At 62.1% G+C, this 21,089-nt stretch carries 19 protein-coding genes and 1 other RNA gene; 10 read left to right on the forward strand and 10 right to left on the reverse strand.

Features of this window, described 5'->3' with window-relative positions; all coding sequences use genetic code 11:
* Window positions 1-78: 78 nt before the first annotated feature.
* The 3 genes from B9A97_RS04815 to B9A97_RS04825 form a co-directional block, all read right to left on the reverse strand.
* Window positions 79-609, reverse strand: a complete 531-nt coding sequence (locus B9A97_RS04815; RefSeq protein WP_084363902.1) for a dihydrofolate reductase — start codon at window positions 607-609, stop codon at window positions 79-81.
* Window positions 606-1,400 carry a thymidylate synthase gene (locus B9A97_RS04820; RefSeq protein WP_084363903.1) on the reverse strand — a complete coding sequence of 265 codons (795 nt, stop codon included), beginning with the start codon at window positions 1,398-1,400 and terminating at the stop codon, window positions 606-608. Before B9A97_RS04820 ends, B9A97_RS04815 begins: the two co-directional genes overlap by 4 nt.
* A 92-nt stretch (window positions 1,401-1,492) precedes the next feature.
* The gene (locus B9A97_RS04825) at window positions 1,493-1,801 is read right to left on the reverse strand and encodes a DUF2853 family protein (RefSeq protein ID WP_084363904.1); all 309 of its coding nucleotides are present in this window, start codon (window positions 1,799-1,801) and stop codon (window positions 1,493-1,495) included.
* Between the two features lie 191 nt (window positions 1,802-1,992).
* Between B9A97_RS04825 and B9A97_RS04830 the strand changes: the two genes are divergently transcribed.
* From B9A97_RS04830 to B9A97_RS04850, 5 genes are all read left to right on the forward strand, one after another.
* Window positions 1,993-2,706 (forward strand): AprI/Inh family metalloprotease inhibitor, encoded by a 714-nt coding sequence (locus B9A97_RS04830; RefSeq protein ID WP_084363905.1) that lies wholly within the window; start codon window positions 1,993-1,995, stop codon window positions 2,704-2,706.
* Between the two features lie 37 nt (window positions 2,707-2,743).
* Window positions 2,744-3,120: a transfer-messenger RNA gene (gene ssrA / locus B9A97_RS04835) on the forward strand.
* A 159-nt stretch (window positions 3,121-3,279) separates the two neighbouring features.
* Entirely contained in the window at window positions 3,280-3,789 is a 510-nt protein-coding gene (locus B9A97_RS04840) for an SspB family protein (RefSeq protein ID WP_084363906.1), read from the forward strand.
* Window positions 3,790-3,850: 61 nt separating this feature from the next.
* Entirely contained in the window at window positions 3,851-4,048 is a 198-nt protein-coding gene (locus B9A97_RS04845) for a DUF4169 family protein (RefSeq protein WP_084363907.1), read from the forward strand.
* A 124-nt stretch (window positions 4,049-4,172) separates the two neighbouring features.
* The gene (locus B9A97_RS04850) at window positions 4,173-4,388 is read left to right on the forward strand and encodes a ribbon-helix-helix domain-containing protein (protein WP_084363908.1); all 216 of its coding nucleotides are present in this window, start codon (window positions 4,173-4,175) and stop codon (window positions 4,386-4,388) included.
* An 11-nt stretch (window positions 4,389-4,399) separates the two neighbouring features.
* On the opposite strand, the gene B9A97_RS04855 is transcribed toward B9A97_RS04850, so the two are convergent.
* On the reverse strand, window positions 4,400-4,978 hold the full coding sequence (locus B9A97_RS04855; protein WP_084364146.1) for a helix-turn-helix domain-containing protein: 579 nt from the start codon (window positions 4,976-4,978) through the stop codon (window positions 4,400-4,402).
* 137 nt (window positions 4,979-5,115) lie between these two features.
* Here B9A97_RS04855 and B9A97_RS04860 point away from each other — a divergent pair, with 137 nt between their 5' ends.
* The 5 genes from B9A97_RS04860 to B9A97_RS29710 all read left to right on the forward strand — a co-directional run bounded on the left by B9A97_RS04860 (window position 5,116) and on the right by B9A97_RS29710 (window position 9,314).
* Entirely contained in the window at window positions 5,116-6,486 is a 1,371-nt protein-coding gene (locus B9A97_RS04860; protein ID WP_084363909.1) for an LLM class flavin-dependent oxidoreductase, read from the forward strand.
* A complete protein-coding gene (locus tag B9A97_RS04865; RefSeq protein ID WP_084363910.1) occupies window positions 6,486-7,016 on the forward strand; it encodes a flavin reductase in 531 nt (176 codons plus the stop codon). Before B9A97_RS04860 ends, B9A97_RS04865 begins: the two co-directional genes overlap by 1 nt.
* 119 nt (window positions 7,017-7,135) lie before the next feature.
* The gene (locus tag B9A97_RS04870; RefSeq protein ID WP_244564131.1) at window positions 7,136-8,362 is read left to right on the forward strand and encodes an MFS transporter; all 1,227 of its coding nucleotides are present in this window, start codon (window positions 7,136-7,138) and stop codon (window positions 8,360-8,362) included.
* A gap of 168 nt (window positions 8,363-8,530) precedes the next feature.
* On the forward strand, window positions 8,531-8,896 hold the full coding sequence (locus tag B9A97_RS04875; protein ID WP_084363912.1) for a hypothetical protein: 366 nt from the start codon (window positions 8,531-8,533) through the stop codon (window positions 8,894-8,896).
* Between the two features lie 256 nt (window positions 8,897-9,152).
* Window positions 9,153-9,314 carry a hypothetical protein gene (locus B9A97_RS29710; protein WP_179145221.1) on the forward strand — a complete coding sequence of 54 codons (162 nt, stop codon included), beginning with the start codon at window positions 9,153-9,155 and terminating at the stop codon, window positions 9,312-9,314.
* A gap of 78 nt (window positions 9,315-9,392) precedes the next feature.
* Here the strand turns inward: B9A97_RS29710 and B9A97_RS04880 are convergent, their stop codons facing one another.
* The 6 genes from B9A97_RS04880 to B9A97_RS04905 form a co-directional block, all read right to left on the reverse strand.
* Window positions 9,393-13,322: an AsmA family protein gene (locus B9A97_RS04880; protein WP_084363913.1), complete on the reverse strand. Its 3,930-nt coding sequence runs from the start codon at window positions 13,320-13,322 to the stop codon at window positions 9,393-9,395.
* A 193-nt stretch (window positions 13,323-13,515) separates the two neighbouring features.
* Window positions 13,516-14,925 (reverse strand): FAD-binding oxidoreductase, encoded by a 1,410-nt coding sequence (locus B9A97_RS04885; RefSeq protein ID WP_084363914.1) that lies wholly within the window; start codon window positions 14,923-14,925, stop codon window positions 13,516-13,518.
* 75 nt (window positions 14,926-15,000) lie between these two features.
* Window positions 15,001-15,693: a class I SAM-dependent methyltransferase gene (locus B9A97_RS04890; RefSeq protein ID WP_179145222.1), complete on the reverse strand. Its 693-nt coding sequence runs from the start codon at window positions 15,691-15,693 to the stop codon at window positions 15,001-15,003.
* On the reverse strand, window positions 15,690-16,424 hold the full coding sequence (locus tag B9A97_RS04895) for a dienelactone hydrolase family protein (RefSeq protein WP_084363916.1): 735 nt from the start codon (window positions 16,422-16,424) through the stop codon (window positions 15,690-15,692). Before B9A97_RS04895 ends, B9A97_RS04890 begins: the two co-directional genes overlap by 4 nt.
* A 41-nt stretch (window positions 16,425-16,465) precedes the next feature.
* Entirely contained in the window at window positions 16,466-19,627 is a 3,162-nt protein-coding gene (locus B9A97_RS04900; protein WP_084363917.1) for an efflux RND transporter permease subunit, read from the reverse strand.
* On the reverse strand, window positions 19,624-20,874 hold the full coding sequence (locus B9A97_RS04905; protein WP_084363918.1) for an efflux RND transporter periplasmic adaptor subunit: 1,251 nt from the start codon (window positions 20,872-20,874) through the stop codon (window positions 19,624-19,626). Before B9A97_RS04905 ends, B9A97_RS04900 begins: the two co-directional genes overlap by 4 nt.
* Window positions 20,875-21,089: the final 215 nt, after the last annotated feature.

Raw genomic sequence — 21,089 nt, forward strand, 5'->3', positions numbered from 1 at the left:
GTGTTATAGGTATGCAGGTGCACGCTTTCAACGCGTGGAAGGCAACTTCTTTCGCCCAAACATCAGGAAACGGTTAACTTATCGCCTGAGGCGACGATACACCGCATACCGGGTTGGATGACTGTCCTTCTCGCCGGCAGTAACGGCGATCTCATCCACCTTCTCGAATGCCGCTTTGTCGATTTGCGGAAAATGCGTATCGCCCTCGATAACGGCCTCGACATGCGTCACATGCAATTCATCGGCAAGCGGCATCGCCTGCCTGTAGATCTCGCCCCCTCCGACAATGCAGACCGTGTCGCTGCCCATCTCATTTGCCAGGGTCTTGGCGCGCGTTAGCGCCGCCTCCAGGCTATGCGCCACCTCGACGCCTTCAGGTCGATAGTTCGTGTCGCGCGTGATGATGACATGCGGTCGCCCCGGTAGCGGCCGTTCCCCGATGGAAGCAAATGTCTTGCGCCCCATGACCAGCGGCTTGCCCATGGTCAGCGCCTTGAAGCGCTTGAGGTCCGTCGAAAGCTTCCACGGCATGTCGCCGTCGCGACCGATGACGCCATTCTCCGCAACGGCGACCACGAGGATGATCTTGGCGTCTTGGGCCCCGGTCATACCGCGATCGGCGCCTTGATGTTTGAATCAGCTTCGTAGCCGACGAGAGTAAAGTCCTCGAACTTAAACGAAAACAGGTCCTTCACGTCGGGGTTCAACTGCATCACCGGCAGGCGCTTCGGCTGGCGCGAAAGTTGCAGCGTCGCCTGCTCGAAATGATTGGCATAGAGATGCGCATCGCCGAGCGTGTGCACGAAATCGCCCGGCTTCAGGCCGGTCACCTGCGCCACCATCATCGTGAGCAGCGCGTAGGACGCGATGTTGAAGGGCACGCCGAGAAAGATATCGGCCGAACGCTGGTAGAGCTGGCAGGACAGCTTGCCATCGGCGACATAGAACTGGAACAGGCAGTGACAGGGCGGGAGCGCCATAGCGTCCACCTCCGCCGGGTTCCAGGCCGAGACGATATGCCTCCGCGAATTGGGGTTCTTGATGATCCCGTCCACAAGGTTGGCGATCTGGTCGATATGCTCGCCATTGGGCGCCGGCCATGACCGCCACTGCGATCCATAGACGGGTCCGAGATCGCCGTTTTCGTCGGCCCATTCGTCCCAGATCGTCACCCCATGCTGGTGCAGATAGGCAATGTTCGTATCACCGCGCAGGAACCACAGCAGTTCATGGATGATGGACTTAAGATGCAGCTTCTTGGTCGTGGTGACCGGAAACCCCTCGGAGAGATCGAAGCGCATCTGGTATCCGAAGACCGAGCGGGTGCCCGTGCCGGTGCGGTCGCCCCGGTCACTGCCATTGTCCATCACATGCCTGAGGAGGTCGAGATACTGCTTCATGGTTCCGCCATCCGTTCCCTGAATTCAGCAGAGTACATACGGGAAGGCTCAGGCGGAACCAAGACAGGAGCAAGAGTTTTTCGCAGCTGCGTTCAGAGCGTGTCCAGTTTGCCGAGTTCCTTGGCCACCAGGTAATAGAAGGTCACCCGGGATTTCGTGCGATCCGCCGCCATGGCCTTGGCAGCCGCCGCGATGGCCGATTTCGCCTCCGGACCTGTGACGCCAAGCTTCTTGCCACACCATTTTTCTTCAACACGATCCAGCTCCGACTGGTCGGAGGCGGAGACCATGGAAGAATCGCGGTTGCGGAGCGCAATGCCCAGATGCTTGACAATCTTGCCAACAACAGCGGCGTCGGCCGCCGCATCATATTTCTGAACGTCTGGTAGATAGTCCGTCATATGCCATCCTCCTTGATCCACCCCGCAGATCTCAGTCTGCTAATGCAGGAGAATGTGATAGGTGCCTTGGGCCGTCAAGCGCCGGCGCGCACACAAAGATGTATGCGGCTTTTTGACTCGGCTGTGCCTTGGCAGGCGCGCAAATCCCGTGGATAATTTCGGTCGAGACAACTTTACCGCAGGTAGTATCGATGATCGGCGCAGCAATTCTCCTCCGCTGGTTCGGTGCGCTAGGCGCCATCCTGGCAGTCTTCGCAGCCCTTCCCGGCACAGCCTCGGCGCAAGCCAATTATGTGGGCAACTGGACGGTCGATACCGGCAGCATGGCGGGAAGTTGCAAGCTTGAGCTTTCGCAGCAGGCCTTTGGCGGGCTGCCCAAGGCAACCACCTTCACCTGCCTCGGCCCGCTTGCCTTTGCACAAAACTGGCAGCCCAGCGGAAACGGCTTTACCGTCTACGGCCTCAACCGCATGCCGATTGCCAGTTTCTCGCCCGAGCGCGGCCGCATGGTGGGGCGGCTGTCCGACGGTTCGATTGCCACCCTGACCCCCGGCAGCGGCCAGCAGTTCGGCTTTGCCCAAGGTGGCGGCTTCCAGTCCGGCGGCAAATGCATTCATCATCCCCAAAGCGGCTATTGCGCGCCGCCCGAGGACATGACTGTGCCGCGTCGGGCCACAAATGTGCTGGTTCTGCATCCCCTGGCGGTGCGCACGGACCAGGACCTCAACAGCAAGCAGATCGGCCTCGTGGAAAAAGGCCAGTGCGTGCGCATTGACGGCTGCCTCGATACCCGCTGGGGACCGCGCTGCCTGATCAAGCTCAACAACGGCACGGTGCAGGGCTACATCAACAAGTTCTTCACACAGAAGGACACGACCTTTGTCGGCTTTTCCGTCGGCTGCTGATGAGCGCCGCGGACCAGCCGGTAAAGGTTTCAAGACACCCCTTTTCATCCCTGCGCTAAACACCTATATGAGGAGTGCCGGGGCTTGCTCCGGCTATGGCAATAAACGGTCGGTGTAATAAACCTATTGGACCCGGGGGCGGTACCCGGCGCCTCCACCAAAAACCGGTCGGGCTTCTCGCATGGGATGACCGGCTTTTGATGGGGGCGAAATAGGATCGACAAGGGCGTAAAGATCGAACTTTTGCTCGGCATGATACCGCCGTTATCGGGTCACAAGTGTAGTTGCAAACGACAACAACGCTAAGGAATACGCTCTCGCTGCCTAATGGCGGTGCGGGAATTCCGCTCTAAGTCCTCTAGGTTAGCCCCTTGAGGCGGGGTCCGAAGGCACCTGGCAACAGAAGCCTTCACCTTCCCTCTCCATCAAGTCTTCCTTCTGTCAAAGGTACTCCCTGGCGCAGAAATGATGTATCGTCGGCCTACATGACTCGTGGCCGGGGCTTTTCCCGAAACCGTCCTCATGGCATATAGCCATGAAAAAGACGCCACCGGATAAGAAAGACAGGATACGATGGGGCAAGACCATATTCGCTACGACATTCTGGCACAGGACGCGTTGCGTGGTGTCATTCGGAAGGTTCTGTCAGAGGTCGCCGCTACCGGACGCCTTCCGGGCGAGCATCACTTCTTCATCACCTTCCTGACCGGCGCGCCGGGCGTGCGGATCTCCCAGCATCTCAAGGCGAAATATGCCGAGCAGATGACCATCGTCATCCAGCACCAGTTCTGGGACCTCAAGGTCACGGACAGCCTGTTCGAAATCGGCCTGTCCTTCTCCGACACGCCGGAAAAACTGGTTATCCCGTTCAACGCGATTCGTGGCTTCTACGATCCTTCCGTCAATTTCGAGCTTGAATTCGACGTGCCGCTCGCCGACGAGGACGAGGGTTCCGCCGAGATCACCGCCTATCCGGTGGCAGCCGTCGAGAAGACGGAAGAAACCGACGAACCCAAGGCGGCGGGCGAAGAGAAGAAGGAGGGATCCGTCGTGTCCCTCGATGCCTTCCGCAAGAAGCAGTAGACCGTTACCCCGGCTTGGCGCCCTTCTGCTGGCGCCATTGGCCCTGCCGTCTGGGAAGCCCATGAGCGCCGACATCATCAATCTGAGACAGGCCCGAAAGAGCAAGGCCCGCAGCGAAAAAGAAAAGCGGGCCGACCAGAATCGCATTAGCCACGGGCTCAGCAAAGCCGAAAAGACCCTGGCCAAGGCGCTGAATGAGCAGGCCGGAAAGCGCCTCGACCAGGGACGCATCGAAAAGCCCGAGCGGGACGACGAATAGTCCTACGTACATTAGCGATTGCGAACCATCAGCCAAAATCAAGGACATTGGCGCATCTGCGGATTCAATGTCCAAAGCCGTTGAATCAGGTCCTGAGCTGTCCAGGTTCGAAGGAATGCCCCGGATGATTCGAAAGCACTCGGCAACCCTGCACGGTCATCGCACCAGTTTTTCGCTGGAAGACGCATTCCTGGCGGAACTGAAGACCATCGCAGCCTCCCGATCCCTGTCCTTCGCCGCCCTGCTGGCCGAAATCGACGACGCCCGCCCCGCTGACAGCAACCTGTCCTCTGCCCTTCGCCTTTATGTGCTGGACTGGGTCAAATCCCATCGCGACTGAACCCGCATCCGTCAACGGCGCGTCAGCGCCACCACATACTGCACAGGCTCCGGCCCCGGATTGTAGAAGACACAATCGGAGGGCGCCCCGAGCTGAAGACAGTCCCCCTGCTCCAACACCTGCGCCCGCCCGCCCTCGGTGAAATCGAGCCGCCCGCTGAGCACCCAGATCTGCTGGTGCTGGAACGCAAAAGCGGACGCCGGATAGGGAACGCGCACGCCCGCCGGCAAGGTTACCTCCAGCAATTCCAGATGCCCGCCATTCTGCGGCGACACCGCCCGCCGGACATAACCCGTATCCGGATCGCACCAGACGGGTTGGCGGTCGCGCCTGAGCAGGCGCTCCTCCGCCCGTTCCGCCAGGGCCAGAAGCACCGATAGCGGCAGGCCAAAGGCGCCCGACAGGCGTCCGAGCACGGTGGCCGTCGGGCTTGCCTCGCAGCGCTCCACCTTGCTGATCATCGCCTTGGACACGCCGGAGCGCTCCGCCAACTCCGCGAGCGACCATCGCCGGTTTTCCCGTTCCAGCCTGACCCTCCGGGCGATGGCCGCCGCCGTGTCGTCAGTGTCTCCGACGGCAGGTAAATCGATATCAGGGCTCTCGCCCGGCTTGTCTTTTTTCAAGTCTTAGTCTTCTATAGTGGACGAAAGAACATCATAGGCGACGAACGTTGCAGCCAATGTCAGCGAACGCCTGATATCAAGCCACCGAACGGGAACAAAATCCAGTGCCGCGCCAAATCCGTTTCAATGCCTTCGACATGAATTGCGTCGGTCATATCCAGCAGGGCCTCTGGGCTCATCCGCGTGACCGGTCCAGTGACTATGCCAGCCTGTCCTATTGGACCGACTATGCCCGGCGGCTGGAGGCCGGCCTGTTCGACGGAATCTTCCTGGCCGACGTGGTCGGCATCTATGATGTCCTCGGCGGCAGCTACGATGCAGCGGTGCGCGGCGCCGTCCAGGTGCCGGTCAACGACCCCTTGATGCTCGTCCCCGCCATGGCGGCGGTCACGAAGCACCTCGCCTTCGGCGTCACCGCAAACCTGACCTATGAACAGCCCTTCCTGTTTGCCCGCCGTATGTCGACGCTCGACCACCTGACGGGCGGCCGGATCGGCTGGAATATCGTGACGGGCTATCTCGACAGCGCCGCCCGCGCCATTGGCCTCGACGGCCAGATGGCCCATGACGACCGCTACGATCTCGCCGACGAATACATGGACGTGGTCTACAAGCTCTGGGAGGGCAGTTGGGAAGACGGTGCCGTTTTGCGCGACCGGGCCAACCATCTCTATGCCGACCCCGCGAAAGTCCACCGCGTCGTCCATCAGGGCAAGCAATACCGTATGGATTCGGTGCATCTCTGCGAGCCGTCGCCGCAGCGCACGCCGGTTCTCTACCAGGCCGGCTCATCGCCGCGCGGTCGCGCCTTTGCCGCGACCCATGCGGAATGCGTATTCGTCAACGGCCAGAAAAAGGAAGGCGTGACCGAGATCGTGTCCGATATCCGCGCCCGTGCCGTTGCCGGCGGCAGGCAGGCCGATGACATCAAGGTCTTCCTCGGCGCCACCATCGTCACCGGCCGCACGGATCAGGAAGCCCGCGACAAGTTCGAGGACTACAGGCGCTATGTCAGCTCGGAGGCAGCCTTGGTCCACGCCGCCGCGTCCATGGGCATCGACTTCTCGAAATTCGATCTGGACGAACCGGTGGAGACCGGCAAGAGCCAGGCCATCACCTCCAACATCAAGGCGATGGACCGTGCAACGGGACCCCAGTGGACCAAGCGGAAGCTCTTGGAGCAGATGGTACTGGGCAGCCGCCAGCCACCAATGATCGGCGCCGCCGATGCGATTGCCGACAAACTGGTGGAATGGGTTGATGAGACCGGGGTGGATGGATTCAACCTGTCACGCACCGTGGTCCCCGAATGCTTCGATGACATCATCGAACACATCGTGCCCCGCCTGCAGGAGCGCGGCCTTTACAAAACCGGTTACGACGAGGGACCGCTGCGGCAAAAGCTGTTCGGCGCGCCGCGCCTGCCGGATAGACACATCGCCGCCAGGAGCCGGAACCTGGGTTTGCACGTGTGATGGATCAGCCCCATATCAAGCCGGCGGAGCCAGCCATCACCGCTTCAGCCGACAAGGTGGAGTTTCGCGATGCCATGGCGCAGCTCTGCGCCGGCGTCAGCATCATCACCACGGACGGTTCGGCCGGACGGGCGGGCTGCACGGCAACGGCCGTCTGCAGCGTTAGCGATGACCCACCCACCCTGCTGGTCTGCCTCAACCGATCAAGCCGCAACAACAGCGTGATTCGCGCCAACGGGCGCCTTTGCGTCAACATCCTCGCTGCGGAGCAGGAACCGTTGGCCCGGAGCTTCGCCGACGCCACGCTGAGCATGGACGAGCGCTTCGCCCGCGCGTCCTGGCGGCAGGACTTGCAACAGAGCCCCGCGCTGTCAGGCGCCACGGCCTCCCTCGATTGCGATATCGACGCCACGGAGGAAATCGGCAGCCATTCGGTATTTTTCTGCCGCATTCGCCATATCGAGAAGGGCGAAACCCGGTCCGGCCTTGCCTATTTTAACAGGGCATTTCACAAGCTTGGAAACGGCTAGAGCATGGCGCGCAAAAGTGTGCAGCGGTTTTGCGGTCACGACGAGCTGAAAAACAAGGAATGAAGCGTGGAAAGCGCATCTGAAAGATCGCGACACGCTATAGGTCTGGAGAAGCGATCGTGAGCGCAAGTCCTCAAGGCGTGGCGGCTGGAGCAACCACCACCTTGTCGCTGCTGTGTCTGGCGGTGGTGGCATCCATGACCGGCTGGTTCTCCGCGACCTCGGTCACGCCAGAGCTGGTCCGTCTCTGGTCGCTCTCTCCTTCCGATACCGCATGGATGACCAATGGCGTGCAGATCGGCTTCGTCAGCGGGGCGCTGCTGTCGAGCTTCGTCAACCTGCCCGATATCGTCAGGCTGAACCGGCTGATGGCGGTGTCCGCCTTCCTGGCAGCACTTGCCAATGCGGCGCTGCTGCTGGAGCCCTCACCGGGCATCGCCATTCTCTGCCGCATCGCCACCGGCATGGCCCTCGCCGGCGTCTATCCACCGGCGATGAAGCTGACCGCCACCTGGTTCATGAGAGGTCGCGGTCTGGCACTCGGCGCCGTCATTGCCGCGCTCACCACAGGATCCTCGCTGCCGCATCTGATGCGCGCGGCGACCGGTGGGCTGGACTGGCGCCTGGTGGTTGCCGGTGCGAGCCTCGCTACCGGCATCGGCGCGCTGATCTTTCTTCTGTTCGTGCGTGAGGGGCCTTACCCCTTCTCTCGCGCGGTGTTCCGGCTCGGCCAGATTGGCTCCGTCATCCGCGACAGGAACCTCCTGCTGGTCAACTTGGGCTATTTCGGCCACATGTGGGAGCTCTACGCCATGTGGGCCTGGCTCCTGACCTATCTCGCCATGAGCCCTGTCGGCCAGCCACTGTCACCATCAGCAGGCTCCGCACTGACCTTTGCCGCCATCGCCGCCGGCGCCGTGGGCTGCATCGCCGGCGGGTTGCTCTCGGACCGCTATGGTCGCACCGCGACGACGGTGGGCATGATGACCGTCTCCTGCCTTTGCGCCCTGGTCATCGGTTTTGCCTTTGATGGACCGCTCTGGCTGCTCGGGACCATCGTCATCATCTGGGGTATATCGATCGTCGGCGACAGCGCTCAGTTTTCGGCCGCCGCGACCGAAATCGCCGATAGCCGCTATGTTGGCACCGCGCTCTCCCTGCAGATGGCCATCGGTTTCGCTTTGACGGTGGTCGCCATCTGGCTGATGCCCCGCCTCGCGGAATGGCTTGGTGGCTGGCAGTGGTGCTTCCTGTTCCTCGCACCCGGCCCGCTGATTGGCACGCTTGCGATGCTTCGCCTGCGCCACCGCCCGGAATCCGCAAAATTGGCGGGCGGAAAACGTTAATATCAGGCTGCAAAGGCCACGGAATTAACCAAACATTCACCATACCCTACTACGCCTGAATGCATAGTTCATATTTTGTATCGGCTCTGCCACGGCCATGGCGCCGGGCATCGGCCCCTCGTATTTCCGCATTTCATTCCCGCAACCCTTTTCTGACGAGAAACCATCATGGTTACCGCAATTTCAGGCACGTCCACGTCACAGGCCGTTTCCACCCTTTCCTCCTCTTCGACAGGCTCGGCAAAGTCGCAGATCGCGGCCCTCCAGAGCCAGCTATCGGCCAAACAGATAGAACTGTTCGAAGCCAAGGACGAAGAGAGCAAGAGCGAGATCCAGGAATCAATTGCCGATCTGAAGGCACAGATTACCGCACTCGAACTGCAGCAAAGCCAGGAGCAGCAGGCGAAACCGGCAAGCAAGCCTGCCAGCGATGAACAAACCGCGACCAAGCTTCTGTCCGGCGAGAGCGAAAGCATCGGCACCAAGAACTTTGACGAGGAAACGCCATTCGGCGACCGCTACACCATCGTTTAAGGGCGCCCGCACGGCCGTTAAACCACCCTGCCCGAGATGATCGGGCAGCGCCATCCTTGGCGGCAGATAACGCGGCGCAGCTCGAAAAAGACAGCGCTTTTATAAAATCCTTACGGTCGTGGCTCCACCGCCAAATCGAATTCTTATTTCGATGTCGCCATATTTCACCGTGCAGGCGCCAGGCCGGCGGGAACGCACAGAGACAAGCAGCCTCCCGCATGTGGCTTTCAGCACGCCCTGAGCAGGAGTGAAATTCATGTCCACTTTACCCTACCAGTCAAGCTATCAGTCGCAGCCCCGGATAACGATCCGCACTGTGGCAGCCTTCGCGGGCCCACTGCTTCTATGCCTCGTCGGTCTGGCAATCGCCGTCGGGATGCGCCTGATGTACGCCATGTCCGCGGTCAATTCGATCTAGCGCTGGATCGCTGCTGACGGCTCGTCATCATGCTGCAAACCCAACTTGGATCACTCGATCCCTCAAAGGGCGCTCCCTTCACCTCACCCCCGGCAAGCCCTCGAATGTCAGCGGCACAGGCGGCAATGCACCGCCGCGCGTCACCTTCTCCCGCGGCGGGACAGGTACAGGTGGGTTGGGCACGCTTTGCGTCGTCGCGGGTTCCGGTGGCAAGGCGTTTTCGGCCGCATCGGGTACGACTGTACCTGCCGCCCCAGCTGCCGGAAGCGTAGGTGCGGCGCGCCGCGCCGCCTCTTCGTCCGCAAGCCGCTTGGCCGCTTCATCGGCGGCGCGCTGTTTTGCCTCTGCTTCCGCCGCCGCCTTGGCGGCCGCCTCGTCCTTCAACCGCTGCGCCTCATCGACCTTGGCGCGTTCTGCAGCCTGGGCCGCCTCTTCTGCCGCCCGCGCCGCGCGCTCGGCCTCCAGCCGCGCCTCCTCGGCCAGCCGGGCCTGCGCTTCGGCCTCCGCCTTCTCGCGCGCCGCCTGCCGTTGACGCTCTTCAAACCGGTAAAGCGCCACTTCACGCCGCAGCCGCTGTTTCTCCAGCACATTGGCCTGCAGCGTCTCAACCCGGCGACGCTCTCGCTCAAAAGCCCGCAACGAGAGGAAATTGGTCAGTTCCGCAATGTCAAAGCTGCGCTGCGGCGATGTCACATCGCCCTTGAACAACATGCGGAAGCTCGGATCGGCACCCGCAAGGGCCTCTTCTCCAGCCGCCAGGTCAACCGTCACGGCTGCATCGACCTCACCGCTAGCGAGCGACAGCCTGACATCCGTCGAGGTTCGCGCACCCGCGTTACCGGCCACGATGTTTTGCGCGCGAGCCACGCCGGCGGAGATGTTGAAGGGGACCACGACATTCCCGAGTTCGGTTCGCCTGCCACCGATCAAGCCTGCCAGCATCGGCTCGACATTCTCCGGGGTGATCTCCTGTTGCAGGCGATCGGCTTCCGCCAGCAACGGTCCAAACAGATCCAGGTCGAGAGTGTTCACGCCGAGACCGTTGAGCCGCAGTTCCCCGGAGCCATTCACCGCGCCCAGCACCTCTCGGACCGTCTTTCCTGATCCTTCGATCGTCGAGATGAGATCGAAGCGGCCGGTTGCCACGGCAGTCTCGGCGGAGGGATAGAGGGTTGCGATGTCCCCGTTTGCGACCGACAGCCGTCCCTGCAGCAGGCCGCTTCCCTCGGCATTCACAAGTGAGAGCCGTCCGCTGACGGTTCCATCCCGCCATTTGCCCTTGGCATCTTCAAGAGCAACGGCGCCATCCTTGACGTTGAGCGTTCCTGTCAGATCCGCAACCGTGCCCAGCGAGCCACCGTGAAAGCGCCGGGCGGTCAGATCGACATGGAAATCGGAGTTTGCCGGAACAACGGTGGGCAATTCCGTGGCCGATAGCTCGCCGGTCGCAGGATCGGTCAACGGACCAAGAACAAGCTCGGCAAGCCATGCCAGATCGACATCATCCAATGCGATCGCCCCGTTCCCCTTGGTCAGGCCGGAGGCGCGGTCCAGTTTGATCTCACCTGAAATGGCGTTGCCGGCAGCGGTCGCAGCAAGATTTGCCACCGTCACGGTCTGCGCATCGGCGGAGACATCGGCGGCCGCCTTGACCGAAAGGCCTGACCCCTGCTGCGGAAGCACGATGCCGTTCATCAGCAGATAGGGTTCGATGTCGGCGCTATCGACCGTCACCTTGCCCGCGCCCTGCAGGAACTCGGTCGCGTCGAGCTTGATGTCGCCTTCGGCCGTGAGGGTGGTCATGCCGGTGGCGAAACTCAGCTGGCCACGCCCCGCGATACCGCCGCTTTCGTCCATACCACCAAGGCGATCCAGGGTCAGTATGAGGCGCCCCGCCCCGTCACCATCAAACGGCAGCGGCGAAAGCCCTGCCTGCCCCAAGAGGATGGACGGCGTGGGATTGTCGACCGCAAGCTCAAGCCTGGCGGCGCTGGTGCCCATCAGATCCACCAGGTCATCCTGGCGGAAGGTTGCGTCCACACGGCTACCATTGCTGGTGCCCTTGATACTGCCGCTCAAGCCTCCGCCCTGCTCTTCGCCAAACTGGATACGGCCGTTGAGGGCGGTATTGGTATACCAGCCCGCATTCTGCTCCATGCGCTGCAACACCGGGTGGTCGCCGACGGATTTGCGAAGCATGGCGATGAAGGGTCCCGGATCGAAGGCACTGAAGGAAATGTCGCCGGCGCCGCTATAGGAAAGCAGCGCACCCTCTGCACGTCCCGATACCTTGATCGCCGCACCGGCGAGATCGCCGATATTGAGCTTGGTGACCGACAAACCGCTTTCACCGATGCTGAAGACGGTATCGACGTCGCGCGCCTCGGTGCCGAAGGCGCTGAGCTTGCCGACCTTCAGCCGCGCGGCGATCTGGTGGTCGAACAGGCTGTCGCTGGCGTCCTCGCCGCTGAACAGGGTGGCGAGCGCCCGCATGGCGTTGATGTCGAGAGAGTTGCCGGTCAGGTCGAAGGACAGGTTCGGCATGGCATTCGCAAAGGCCTGCCGCTCCACCCTTCCCTTCAACTGGTCGGCGCCGACGGACAGTTCCAGCTTTTCGAAGCGCTGCAATTCCGGTGTCAGGCTGACCAGCGCCGAGAAGCCGGCGGAATTCAACTGGCGTATGGCAGGATCGACCTGACCGGAGAGCCAAGCGGACAGGCCGGACGGCTGCGTGGAGGCGGCCAGCATCTCTCCGGAAAACGACGGTTCTCCCTGAAGATCAAGCCAACCCTTGGCTTCGACCTGCGTACGCCCGGGAAGGATGGCGACCGCGTTTTCGACGGTCCAGCCATTGCCCGCCGGTCTCACATCGAGCTTGATGTCGCGAATGACAGTGTCGCCGGCGACGATGGCCGGCAGGGAAAGGCTGGCACGCCCCGGCACCTCGGGGATAGGAACAGCGGCTGCGAGGCTGATCAGTCGGTTCAGCCGTTGCCGGACGGAGACGGCGGGGTCGCGGCCGGTCTTGCCGTTCGTCCCGTCACTGTCGATCCTGTTGACATCGATCTGTTGTCCCTCTGCCGTCAGCAGAAATTCTGGCGCCCGCCCGGTATCGAGCGTCGCTTCGCCCGTCACCGCATAGGGATTGTCGGGCGTCCCGAGCTCAAGCCGGTAGTCTGGAACTCGGATCCGGTCATTGGCAAGCTCGAACCCGCCTTTAATCGAGGGCGCTGGCTTCTTGGCGCCATCCGCCGGCGCGTCCATCGCTCCGGTCCACTGTGCCTGGAAATTGCCCTTGTAGCCCGGCCGCCCCTCGGCAATCGCGAGTTCGCCATCCAGATCGAGCGTGAACGGCCGGGTATCCGGCAGGAGCCGAAGCTTCAGCGGCACCGCACCGGTCACCTCATTGGGCTGCAGGCTGGACAGATGAAAACTGCCCGCTTCTCCATCGACCACCGCATTGCCGCTGGCGGTCCAGGGTCCCGCGAGCGAACCGGCAGACATGTCGGCATTGAGATTGGTGATGCGTCGCGTGCGGCGGCTCTGGTCGTCGATGAACTCGACAACGCCGCCGGTGACATGAACCTTTTCCAGAACGACGGTACGGGCGGGAATCTCGGGACGTCCGCCACGCATCCAGTCCAGCGTGCCATCGGGCAGCAGCCGGATCCGCACGCGCGGATCTTCGATGCGCATGTCGAAAATCCGCGCTTCGCCCGAAAGGAAGGGAGCAAGCTCGGCATCCATGGAAAACCGTTCGACATGGACGAGCGGCGAGCCGTCGTCGTCGCGTCCCACGGTCACGTCATGCAGGGTCACGGAGGGAAATGGCAGGATCCGGGCATCGACGCTGCCGATCACCGTCACCTTCTTGCCGAGGATACGGCTTGCCTGATCTTCAAAGTTGCGCCGGAAATCGGTCCAGTCGACAAACAGCGGGGCCAGCAGTGCCGCAAACAACGCCACAACCACAATGCCGCCGAGAAATACCAGAAATCGTCCGACCACGCCTTGGCGACTCCCTCTGAGTAGATCGACCTGCGCCCGGCTCCAAGCGCAAAGCACGATCTAATTTACTGATGCAGCACCAGAATAAGCGAAACACACTGAATTGTTCGTTGCTCCAGGCAAGACTAACCCTTTACAGCGTTGCGACAAGACCGCAAGTGCACAATGCCGCGACCCAACACGAGCCTTTGACTCACAATCGGAAGATCTTGCCCGGATTGAACAGGTTGTCGGGGTCGAGGCTCCGCTTGATATGACGCATAACGTCAAGTGCGGCCCCCAGTTCCTGCTCCAGATAACCCATCTTGCCCTGCCCCACGCCGTGCTCCCCGGTGCAGGTCCCATCCATCGCAAGCGCCCGCGCATTCAGCCGCGCCATGAAGGCCTCGGCCCGCTCCAGATCCTCGGCGTTCTTCTCATTGAAGAGCAGCAGCACGTGGAAATTGCCATCGCCTGCATGTCCGACGATCGGCGCCAGCAATCCGCTGTCGCGGACATCGGCCTGCGTCTCCGATACGCAATCCGCCAGTCGCGAGATCGGCACGCAGACATCAGTGGATAGCCCGTTGAGGTCAGGCGCCAGCGCCCGGCCCGCCCAATAGGCATTGTGACGCGCCTTCCACAACTGGTTGCGCTCCTCCGCATTGGCCGTATAGCGGAACTCATCCGAACCGAATTCCGCGGCAATCTCACGGAACTGTTCGGCCTGCAGCGCGACCGTCTCCTCCGTTCCGTGGAACTCGACAAACAGGGTCGGTCTCTCGCTCAGCGTCAGCGCCGAATAGGCGTTCACGGCCTTGATCTGCATTTCGTCGAGCAATTCGATCCGCGCGACCGGAATGCCCATCTGGATCGTCATGATGACCGCATCGCAGGCGGCCTTCAGACTGGGGAAGGCGCAGACACCGCCGCTAATCTTGGCGGGGATTCCCTGCAGCTTGAGCGTCACGGAGGTAATAATGCCAAGCGTTCCCTCGGCTCCAACGTAAAGCCGTGTCAGGTCGTATCCGGCGGATGACTTCCTGGCCCGGTGCGCGGTTCGGATCTCCTCGCCATTGGCCGTGACCACTGTCAGCGCCAGCACATTGTCCTTCATCGTGCCATAACGAACGGCATTGGTACCGGACGCGCGCGTCGACGCCATGCCGCCGATCGAGGCATTCGCGCCGGGATCGATGGGGAAGAACAGGCCGGTATCGCGCAGATGGACGTTGAGCTCCTCGCGCGTGATGCCCGGCTCAACCGTGCAGTCCAGATCCTCCGCATTCACTTCCAGAACCCGATTCATGCGGCTGAAATCGATGGATATTCCGCCATAGGGCGCATTCACATGGCCTTCCAGCGAGGAGCCCGTACCGAAGGGCACCATGGGCACTTTATGGGCGGCGCACAGTTTCACGACAGCTTTCACATCGTCGGAACTCTCGGCAAACAGCACGCCATCGGGCAGTTGCGCTGGAAGATAGGAGGTGGTGTGGCTATGCTGCTCCCGGTAGGAAAGCCCCGTCTGGAAGCGCTCGCCATATCTCTGCTTGAGGATCCCGAGGACCGCCGCGATCCCCTCCTCGTTCCTCTGACCGGCAATGACATCCTTGATGGACATGGCACTTACCTCCTCTTTGTCTCCAACTGAAGCCGTCTACTTTTTCCGAGCTATGGGATAGCCGGTGCGCTTTGTCTACTGCGCCCCCATCGGCTGCGGGGCTTGCAGGACACCATAGACCCCGGCATTCACCGCCGCTGATCCAAAGTCGGAAACGGTATAGGCGGCGATCCGGTGGAAATGCGCCAAGGGGAACGTGCGTCGCCCGGGATCGCCGACCAGCACCAGAGTGCCCGTCTTTACCAGTGCATCGATAAGGACAAGTATGCGCTGCGCGAGGCGGGTGTCGTAGAAGAGATCACCGACCAGCACCACATCGGCTGGAGGAAGCGGCATGGCGGTGACATCGCCTTGCAGGAAAGACACGGCAATACCGTTCGCCTCCGCATTCAGCCGCGCCGCCGCAATCGCCCACGGGTCGCAGTCGCAACCGGTCACCTCTCTCGCGCCGGCACGAGCGGCCGCCAGGGCGACCAGCCCGTTGCCTGTGCCAAGGTCGAGGACATCAAGGCCTGCAACAGCATGGGGATGGTCGGCGAGATAACGCGCAAGCGTCAGGCCACCCGCCCAGGAATGCGCCCAATAAGGTGCGACATCCCCCACAACTGCTGAGAGCCGGCTTGTGGGGGTAGCGGCATAGAGCAGCAAGTCTTCCCCTGCCGACCCGCCAAGGCCGGGGACCGCCTGCAAGGTCAGGCGATCACGGATGATCGTGCGACGCCTGGCGTCTTCGTCAGCGTCAGATGGTCTGGCGTCAGCCAGCCTCACGTTGCCAGCGTCTCTGCGAAGTGGGAGAGCAGCCGGTTCCAATGCCGCTCGGCGCCGGTTTCATCATAGATCGCATGGTCGGGAACACACCAGCCATGCGCCATGCCAATGTAGTTCTCCAACGTGAAATCGACCTCGGCCCGACGAAACGACTCTACAAAGCGCGTCGATTGCTCCGGCGGGAAGGAGCCGTCGACGCCAGCCGTGCCGACATAGACCCGTGCCTTGATCGCCTCTGCCTTTAGATGGGGGCTGTCGGTTGCATCACTTGCAAGATTGCCGCCATGCAGGCTTGCCGCGAAGGCAATGCGATCCGGATAGGTGGCCGCCGCGGTGAGCGCCCGTCCGCCGCCCATGCAATAGCCGACGGTGGCGATGGGACCATCGACGCCCGCTTTTTCCAGGGTGGAAATGAAGACCGCCGTGTCGGCAGCAGTCATCGCTTGGGTGGTCCCACCGATCATGCCGCGGATTTCCTTGGCAGTCTCTTCGGTCTTGAAGGCCGTCTTGGCATCATAGGGACCGTATTCGCCGAACCGGTAGAAGAGGTCCGGAACCAGCACGGCATAACCGTTGGCGACGATGCGCGCGGCCATATCGTAAAACGCCTGTCGCAGGCCGAAGGCGTCCATGTAGACAATCACGCCGGCAAGCTTGGCGCCCTGCTTTTTTTCCGGCATGGCGAGAAAACCTTTCGCCACGCCCTCTTCCATCTGCATTTCGATCGTCATCGCGTCCTCGCCTGTCGCTTCCGTGTTCGGGAGGTATAGCCTCACTCGGCAGCGATCGGCAACGTATCCTGCTCATCGGCCGGCCGGCGCGCGGCTTGGGCGAGTTCCCTATGGAACCGCTGTTCCTCATGGGCATGCGGTTTGGCAAAGCGCGCAATCAGCAGATAGGCAACGGGCGTGATGTAGAGCGTGACCAGGGTTGCAACCCCGAGGCCACCGACAATCACCCAACCGAGCGCAATGCGCGCCTCGGCACCCGCGCCCTGTGCCAGCACCAGCGGCAGACCGCCGATGACGGTGGCGATCATCGTCATCATGACGGGACGCAGACGCAGGCGGCATGCCTTCTCGATCGCCTCGCGCACGTCCTCTCCCCGGTCGCGCAACTGGTTTGCGAACTCGACGATCAGGATGCCGTTCTTGGCCATGACCCCGACCAGCAGAACCAGGCCGATCTGGCTGTACACGTTGAGGCTGGAACCGGTGATCACGAGTGCGAAGACGGCGCAAGCCAGGCCAAGTGGCACGGTCGACATGATGATGATTGAGGACAGCACACTTTCGAACTGTGCCGCCAGCACCAGGAAGATGATGGCGATGGCAAATCCGAAGGTCAGCAGCATGCCGTTGGAGTTTTCCTCCAGCGTTGCAGCCTCCGCCAGCGGCATCAGACGGGAACCGGGCGGCAGCAGAGGCTGGGCCATTTCCGTGACCGCTTCCACAGCCTCGCCCAGCGAAACGCCATTCTTGAGGTTTGCCGAGATCGAAACCGCAGCCATCTTCTGCTCGCGGTTCAGCTGCGGGGCAACGGCATTTTCCTGCAGCGTGGCAATGGTGGAGATCGGCACGATCCGCCCGTCACCGGCCTTCAGGAAGATGTTTTCGAGATCCGTGGGATCGTCGATCGGCCGCGTGGTCGATGTCAGCTTGACCGGAATGGCCTCGCCATCGACAAAGACATCCGTGACCGACCGTCCTTCCAGCAGCGATTGCAGGGCGGTCCCAAGCCCGGTGATGTTGATGCCGAGGTCCGACGCGCGCTCGCGGTCGACGGTCACGGAGACCTGGGCCTGTGTCGGCTCGTTCTGCAGGCGCGGCGTGTCGAAGAGATCGGAGCTTCCCATCTGCTGCACCAGCTTGATGGCCGCTTCGGTCAGGTCGGCATGGTTGTTGCCGATCAGCGCCATCTGCAACCCGTTGCCGGCGCCGCGGATGCGCAGGCTGTTGGCCTGCATCGCAAAACCGCGCAATGCCGGAACCTTGGCAGCGGCGGCATTCACGTCACCGACGATTTCGTCCTGTGTGCGCTCTCTTTCGCTCCAGGGCGCCAGCGTCAGCACCATGAAGCCGCTATTGGTCGATCCGCCCATGCCGGAAATCGAGAAGATGTTCGTCACCTCGCCCGAATCCAGCAGTGGCTGGAGATTTTCCTCGACCCTCTGGATCTGATCCTGCGTGTAGCTCAAGCTCACGCCCTGCGGCGCCGAGAGCCGCATCATCACCATCGCCCGGTCTTCCTTGGGCGTGATCTCGCTCTTGACCAGACCGAAGGCGACATAGGCTGCACCGGAGAACATCACCGCAACGACGATCACCACAAAGGGCGCGTTCAGACAGAAGCGCAGGGTCCGGGCATAGAAGCTGGCAAAGCCCGCCCCGAATGCGCCGAGGATCCCGTGTTTTTCCGTCATCGGCCTTGTCAGCATCCGCGAGGCCAGCATCGGGCACAGTGTCAGCGCCGTGATCGATGACAGAGCAACCGCAAAGGCGAGCACGAAGCCGAATTCACGGAACAGGCCGCCGAGTTGCCCCGGCAGGAACGACAGGGGAATGAAGACGGCAGCCAGCGTTGCCGTGGTCGCCATGACCGCAAAAAATACCTCCTGCGTGCCAAGCACCGCGGCTGCCCGAGGTCCCATGCCCTCGGTGCGCCGTCGTACGATGTTTTCGAGCACCACGATGGCGTCGTCGACCACGAGACCGGTCGCCAGCACGATCGCCAGCAAGGTCAGGATGTTGATGGAGAAGCCGACCATGTAGATCGCAATCAGCGTGCCGATCAGCGCGACCGGCATCGTGAGCGCCGGAATAAGGGTCGCCCTCCAGTCCCGCAGGAACAGGAAGATGACGACGACAACGATGATTGCCGACAGCGACAGGGCGATTTCGACCTCGTGCAACGCACCCTGGATGAACACGGCATCATCGCTGGTAACGATGATGCGTGTCCCCTCGGGCAGAGTCTTGGAGAGGTCCGCGACCGCCTTTTGCACGCCATCCGAAATGGTCAGCGTATTGGACTGGGCCTGGCGGATAATGCCGAGGCCGATACCCTGCACGCCATTTGACCGCAGCGACGTGCTGCCATCGTCGGCGCCAAGAGTCACGGTCGCAACGTCACGCAGCCGCACCCTGTCGCCGCCGATCAGAATGTTCTCGAAATCCTCGGGCTTCGTCAGGTTGGCGGTGGCGCGTACCACGATGTCCTGGGTGGACGACTGCAGTGTTCCGGCCGGCACGTCAAATGCTGCCGTCGACAGCGCCGTCGACAGGTCGGCGACCGTCAGGCCGCGCGCGGCCAGGGCGGATTGATCCACATCGATCCGGAAGACCTTTTCCTGGTCGCCATAGAGTTCGACATCGGCGACCCCTTCGACAGACGCAAGGCGATCGATCACCTCGTTCTCGACCAGCAGCGTCAGGTCTTCCATGCCAAGCGTGGAGGAGGTTATCGCGAGCCGCATGATGGCGGAACTATCCGCATCCGCCTTTACGATACGGGGCTCTTCGGCATCTTCCGGCAACTGGTTGGCAACCCGGCCAAGCGCATCGCGCACATCGTTGGCGGCCACCGCCAGATCGGCGCTGGTGTTGAATTCCAGCGTCACCCGGCTCGAGCCGAACTGCGACTGCGACGACATCGACTTGAGTCCGTTGATGCGCGATACCGCGCCTTCAATGACTTCCGTCACCTCCTGGTCGATCGTCTGCGCCGAGGCGCCGGTATAGGTCGTCCGCACCGTCAGCACGGGCTGGTCGACATCGGGAAGCTCACGCACCTCGACGCCGAACAGCGCCGCAAGGCCCGCCACCACCAGCAGCGTGTTCAACACGGCTGCGAGGATGGGACGGCGGACGAAGATAGCGGTGAAAGAGTTGCCGGCACCACCATCGGGGCCGCCGTGATTGTTCTCGACGCTCATTGGGTAACGACCTCCGCCGGCTTCGTTGCACCAGCGACGCGCACCGCGCCACCTTCACGCACCCTCTGCAGCCCCTCGATGACCACCTGGTCGCCTTCGCTCAGCTTGGCATCCACCAGCACGAAATCCGGATTGCGCTGGATGATCCGAACTCGCGTCTTGGAGGACTTGCCGTCGGCCACCTGCCAGACATAGGAGCCCTCGGAATCCCACTGGATGGCCAGCGGATCGACCGAGGGATAGGTCTCGCCTGGGAAGCGCATCGAAACGCCGAAGGACATGCCGGCCCGCAGCGTGTCGTCCGCGTTCGGGATCCGCGCCCGGATCCGGATCGTGCGGCTCGCCTGATCGACGCGGTTGTCGACGGCTTCGACGGAACCGGCAAATGTCTGGCCGGGCCGCGCCACTGAGCTTGCCTCGACCGGCATTCCCGGCTGCACTGCCGTCGCGAAGCGTTCAGGCGCCCAGAAATCGACCAGCAGTTCGGAGCGGTTATCGATCGAGACGACATTCGTGGATGTCGTGGCATTGTCGCCGATATTGACCGCGACGATGCCGACGATACCGTCGATCGGCGCCACGATCGCGCGGCGCTTGAGATTGAGTTCCGCATTGGTCAGGTCGAGCTGCGCCGTTTCCACGCCGATCTGCGCATCCAGAACCTCAAGCCGCGAGAAGCTAGCAAGATTCTTGTAGGAATCCGACTTCTCGCGCGCGCTGCGCAGCATTACCTGCGCCTGATCGCGGGCGATCACCTGTTCGTCGTCATCAAGCCGTGCCAGAACAGTGCCCTTGGTGACGCGCTGGCCGGAGGATACCAGAATTTCCTCGATCGTACCGGCCGCCTGCGGCATCACCACGACGGACTGGATGGCCTCGCCGTCGCCGATGGCATTCAGGCGGTCGTTGACCACGCCGTTGACGACCTGCTTGACCACCACGAGCGGACCCTGCTGGCCATCCCGGCGCCCACCGCCGGGCGCATTGCCCTGGCCGGCCCCGCCCTGCTTGTTATTGGCCGCCTGCCCCTGGCCAGCCGCGCGCTGGCCATTCGGAGCCTGCTGCCCAGCGGCAGAAGCATTGGCCTGCTCAGCCGGCGCTGCAGGTTTCGGCAGCACCGCAACGATTGGCGAGGGCACGCCCCAGGAAGTGAGCTTCGCACCCGCACTCGGGTCAAACCAGGTCCATGAACAGAGCCCGACAACCACGAGGATTACGGCAAGCAGCAATTGTTTCCAAAACGCCATTTAAGTCTCCGGTCCAGTCACAGGATCGGGGGCCATCCCCCTTGCCCGCCACGAACGGCAGGGCTGCACCGCTGGGGGTGCACAACAACAGATAGGCTATATTCCGCCCATACTTACAAACGGCAAGCCCGTTTCGACAACATTACGAAATTGTCATCCGTGCCGCCGCGTTACGACGAATGCTGCGTCGCAAAAAAGACAGGACGCCGTCGAGA

It is taken from the genome of Rhizobium sp. RU36D (genome assembly GCF_900176345.1).
Taxonomy (GTDB): Bacteria; Pseudomonadota; Alphaproteobacteria; order Rhizobiales; family Rhizobiaceae; genus Allorhizobium.

What these genes read in the sequence shown, in the direction of transcription:
- B9A97_RS04815 (WP_084363902.1), bottom strand. Translation starts at nt 609, where the DNA reads ATGACCGGGGCCCAAGACGCCAAGATCATCCTCGTGGTCGCCGTTGCG.
- B9A97_RS04820 (WP_084363903.1), bottom strand. Translation starts at nt 1,400, where the DNA reads ATGAAGCAGTATCTCGACCTCCTCAGGCATGTGATGGACAATGGCAGT.
- B9A97_RS04825 (WP_084363904.1), bottom strand. Translation starts at nt 1,801, where the DNA reads ATGACGGACTATCTACCAGACGTTCAGAAATATGATGCGGCGGCCGAC.
- B9A97_RS04830 (WP_084363905.1), top strand. Translation starts at nt 1,993, where the DNA reads ATGATCGGCGCAGCAATTCTCCTCCGCTGGTTCGGTGCGCTAGGCGCC.
- B9A97_RS04840 (WP_084363906.1), top strand. Translation starts at nt 3,280, where the DNA reads ATGGGGCAAGACCATATTCGCTACGACATTCTGGCACAGGACGCGTTG.
- B9A97_RS04845 (WP_084363907.1), top strand. Translation starts at nt 3,851, where the DNA reads ATGAGCGCCGACATCATCAATCTGAGACAGGCCCGAAAGAGCAAGGCC.
- B9A97_RS04850 (WP_084363908.1), top strand. Translation starts at nt 4,173, where the DNA reads ATGATTCGAAAGCACTCGGCAACCCTGCACGGTCATCGCACCAGTTTT.
- B9A97_RS04865 (WP_084363910.1), top strand. Translation starts at nt 6,486, where the DNA reads ATGGATCAGCCCCATATCAAGCCGGCGGAGCCAGCCATCACCGCTTCA.
- B9A97_RS04875 (WP_084363912.1), top strand. Translation starts at nt 8,531, where the DNA reads ATGGTTACCGCAATTTCAGGCACGTCCACGTCACAGGCCGTTTCCACC.
- B9A97_RS29710 (WP_179145221.1), top strand. Translation starts at nt 9,153, where the DNA reads ATGTCCACTTTACCCTACCAGTCAAGCTATCAGTCGCAGCCCCGGATA.
- B9A97_RS04885 (WP_084363914.1), bottom strand. Translation starts at nt 14,925, where the DNA reads ATGTCCATCAAGGATGTCATTGCCGGTCAGAGGAACGAGGAGGGGATC.
- B9A97_RS04895 (WP_084363916.1), bottom strand. Translation starts at nt 16,424, where the DNA reads ATGACGATCGAAATGCAGATGGAAGAGGGCGTGGCGAAAGGTTTTCTC.
- B9A97_RS04900 (WP_084363917.1), bottom strand. Translation starts at nt 19,627, where the DNA reads ATGAGCGTCGAGAACAATCACGGCGGCCCCGATGGTGGTGCCGGCAAC.
- B9A97_RS04905 (WP_084363918.1), bottom strand. Translation starts at nt 20,874, where the DNA reads ATGGCGTTTTGGAAACAATTGCTGCTTGCCGTAATCCTCGTGGTTGTC.